Below are 3,610 nucleotides of genomic sequence, written 5' to 3' on the forward strand. Positions count from 1 at the left end.
TTGCAGGGGTGTTGGAGGAGCGGGCTCGGCGTACGGGGGAGGAGGCTGTGCCGGTTCGGCTGGCCGGCGGGGGTGCGCGGGGGGTTGCGGAGGGGGCTGCGCAGTTGCTGCTGGGGCCGTTGTTCGGGCGGGGGGACGCGTAGGGCGTCGGGGCGGTTGGGGTGCCCGCGTTGCGGGGTGCCGCTGCGCCCACCGTGCCGGTGCGCTCCGCTGAAGGGGGCGTCGGGGGCGGTTCGCTCGCCGGCGCTGGCGGGGTGCCGCTGCGCCCACCCGTGCCGCCCCAGCGGCACGACTGCCCGCAGCTGCGGCGGATTGAAGCTGCCGTTGCCGGGTGGGTTGCAGCCCCGGCGGCACGACTGCCCGCAGCTACGCCGCGCTAGCGGCACGAGTGGCCGCAGCTGCGCTGCGCTGATCGGGCGGAGTTGGCGGGCCCTGCGGGGTGGCGTCGTCCCGGGGCGGATGGCATCCGGCATGGTCATGTGTTCATGCGACTGTGTACGCCCGTGTCCCTCTGTACGGCGGCCTCAGCCGCCCTGCTGTTCGTTGCCGGTCCGGCGTATTCCGGGTCGGCTCCCGGTTGTGCCGCCGGGTCCGGTGGCCGTGACTTTCCGATCACCACCCGTATCCATGGCGGCCCCGATTCCTATGACGCCGGCGGCGGCTACGGCACCTGGTCCATCGACCTCACCAACAGCACCGCCCGCCGCTGCACCGGCATCCACCCGGTCGTCGTCCTCGTCGACAAGGGGCGGACGCTGACGCCGACGCAGCCGAAGCTGGAGTTCTACGAACAGGCCCGCCCGCACCCGGTCCGGTTCGAAAGGACCGACGAGGACGAGCTGGTCGGCGCCTTCGACGGTTTCGCCGGGTTCACCGTGCCGCCCGGCCGGACCCTGACCGTACGGGTGCGGCTGGCGCTGACCTCCGACGCCGTACCGAACGAGATCACCGCGAACGCCGCGGTCGTGCAACGGCGTGACAACGACGGCGACTGGGTCGGTCAGTCCAACGACTACCGCTTCCGCGTCAAGGTCAAGCCCGACATCGAATCCAGCGCCGAATCCGAACCCGAACCCAAATCCAGTAGCGGCTCCGGCACGCCCACCGCCCCCGCAAGCGCCGGATCCACCCCCGCCCCCGACGGACAGCTGTCGTTCGCCGACGAGCTCGCCCGTACCGGACTCGGCACCACGCGGGGAGCGCTCGGCGCTGCCGCCGTACTGCTCGTCGCCGCAGGCTGCGCCCTGGTGCTGATGCGGAGGCGCCGCTGAGCACCTGCGTCGTCCCGTGGCCCGAGTGTCGTGATCGACGGGGTCAGGATCGGCCGGTCCTGACTACCCTGGGGACGTCGGTACGCCGTGGTTCCGGCGCCCCGCTCATCCTCGTACGCACGCCAGGAGTGATCGACGCACATGGCAGACCGCAAGCCCATCGAGTCATGGCTCACCGACATGGACGGAGTGCTGATCCACGAGGGCGTACCGATCCCCGGCGCCGACGCCTTCATCAAGAAGCTGCGCGAGTCCGGAAAGCCCTTCCTGGTCCTCACCAACAACTCCATCTACACCCCGCGCGACCTGCACGCCCGGCTGAACCGCATGGGCCTGGAGGTGCCGATCGAGAACATCTGGACCTCGGCGCTGGCCACCGCCAAGTTCCTGGACGACCAGCGGCCGAACGGCTCGGCGTACGTCATAGGCGAGGCCGGTCTGACCACCGCGCTGCACGACATCGGCTACATCCTGACCGACCACGAGCCGGACTACGTCGTTCTCGGCGAGACCCGCACCTACTCCTTCGAGGCCATGACCAAGGCGGTCCGGCTCATCAACGACGGCGCCCGTTTCATCTGCACCAACCCCGACGAGACCGGCCCCTCCGCCGAGGGCCCGCTCCCCGCGACCGGCGCCGTCGCCGCGCTGATCACCAAGGCGACCGGCCGCAAGCCGTACTTCGCGGGCAAGCCGAACCCCCTGATGATGCGCACCGGGCTCAACGCGATCGGCGCCCACTCCGAGACCAGCGCCATGATCGGCGACCGTATGGACACCGACGTGCTGGCGGGCATGGAGGCCGGGATGCAGACGTTCCTGGTGCTCACCGGCCTGACCCGGCCCGAGCAGGTCGAGGACTTCCCGTACCGGCCGTCGAAGATCGTGGACTCCATTGCGGATCTTGTGGATCGCGTCTGAAACCGATCCGGAGGTAAAACCCACCCGTACGGCGTAGTCCGGACCCCGCCGAGGATGCGGGGCCGGGCCGCGCGGGGGAGTCTCCAGAGTGTCTGGAGGTTCACGATGGGTTCACTGCGACTCACTTTCTGTACCGGCGTCCTGGCCGCCGTCGCCGCGGTCACCCCGACGGCAAGCGCGGCGGACGGCGGTGTCTCGGTCAGCCCTTCGACCCCGGGGCCCGGCAGCGACCTCGCGCTGCGGGCCACCGGCTGCACCGGCACCACCGGCACCGCGGCCTCGAAGGCGTTCGTCTCCGACGCCGAGCTCACCGGCGGGGACGGCACGCTGGCCGGCGAGACCCGCGTCCGCTCCATGGTGGGGCCCGGCCGCTACGAGGTTCAGGTCATCTGCGGCGGCGACAGGTCCAAGTCGATGAAGTCGCACCTCACCATCGGCAACGCCTCGGTCGCGCCGAGTGCGCCCGCCTCGCCGGTCGCCCCCGTCAAGGCGGGCGGCGGCGGGACCGCTCACCTCGCGTCCGTGGACACCCGCACGACCGGTCCGAACACCGCACACACGGTGACCGGCCTGGTCCTCGCGGGCGCAGCGGCGGTGGCCGTCGTCCTGCGCGGCACCCGCCGGAGCCGTAGGGCGGGTTGAGCGACCATGTCCGACCGGGAACACTTCTCCGGCACCGGGCGGATGCTCATGGGCGTGGCCTGGGCGGTGCTGCTGCTCGGGCTGTGGCTGTGGGGCCGCGAGGTGACCGACGTACGGCACGGCATATCCGCGCCCGTCACCGGCGACATGGCAGCCGTCGGACGGCCGCCCACGGCGGACCTGCCGCCCGCCGCCAAACCCCTGACCCCCGCCCTGCCGCAGCGCCTCGACATCCCCGGCCTGGGCGTGCAGGCGCCCGTCGTGGCCCGCGGCCTCGACGCGCAGGGGGCGATCGATCCACCGCCGTACGACCAGCCGGGCGTCGTCGGCTGGTACGCGGCCGGGGTGAAACCGGGCACGGTCGGCACCGCGCTCATGGTGGGCCACGTCGACACCGAGACCCGCCCCGCCGTCTTCTACCGGATCAGCGCGCTGCAGCCCGGCGAGACCGTCCGGGTCGTCCGCGCCGACGGCCGGATCGCCGAGTTCACCGTCGACGACATCCAGGTCCTCACCCGCGACCACTTCGACGCCCAACAGGCCTACGGCGTACGCAAGTCGGGGCGGGCCGAGCTCCGGCTGATCACCTGCGGCGGCACCTACGACCGGGCCAGCCGCAGCTACACCGCCAACGTGGTCGTGTCGGCCTACCTCACGGGCACCGGTCCCTGAGTCTGCCTTCCTGGCGCGCACCCACCCGGCCCCGTCGGCCTGTAACAGCTCACGGACAAGGCGCGGGCGACCTCGTGAGGGCAGCGCGACGTATGTCAGGATTG

The 3,610-nt window shown here is 71.8% G+C and carries 5 protein-coding genes; 4 read left to right on the forward strand and 1 reads right to left on the reverse strand.

Features of this window, described 5'->3' with window-relative positions; translation table 11 throughout:
• The coding region (locus tag ACTWQJ_RS48365; protein WP_443312732.1) for a hypothetical protein at positions 1-479 on the reverse strand (479 nt) is incomplete at its 3' end.
• A 6-nt stretch (positions 480-485) separates the two neighbouring features.
• Here ACTWQJ_RS48365 and ACTWQJ_RS48370 point away from each other — a divergent pair.
• From ACTWQJ_RS48370 to ACTWQJ_RS48385, 4 genes are all read left to right on the forward strand, one after another.
• The gene (locus ACTWQJ_RS48370) at positions 486-1,271 is read left to right on the forward strand and encodes a hypothetical protein (RefSeq protein WP_443312733.1); all 786 of its coding nucleotides are present in this window, start codon (positions 486-488) and stop codon (positions 1,269-1,271) included.
• Between the two features lie 141 nt (positions 1,272-1,412).
• On the forward strand, positions 1,413-2,192 hold the full coding sequence (locus ACTWQJ_RS48375; protein ID WP_443312734.1) for an HAD-IIA family hydrolase: 780 nt from the start codon (positions 1,413-1,415) through the stop codon (positions 2,190-2,192).
• 105 nt (positions 2,193-2,297) lie between these two features.
• Positions 2,298-2,834, forward strand: coding sequence for a hypothetical protein (locus ACTWQJ_RS48380; protein ID WP_443312735.1), 537 nt, complete (start codon positions 2,298-2,300; stop codon positions 2,832-2,834).
• A gap of 6 nt (positions 2,835-2,840) precedes the next feature.
• Complete coding sequence (locus ACTWQJ_RS48385; protein ID WP_443312736.1) at positions 2,841-3,506, forward strand: class F sortase; 666 nt, start codon at positions 2,841-2,843, stop codon at positions 3,504-3,506.
• Positions 3,507-3,610: the final 104 nt, after the last annotated feature.

Source organism: Streptomyces sp. KR55, from assembly GCF_052245645.1.
In the GTDB taxonomy this organism is placed as follows: Bacteria; Actinomycetota; Actinomycetes; order Streptomycetales; family Streptomycetaceae; genus Streptomyces; species Streptomyces flavusporus.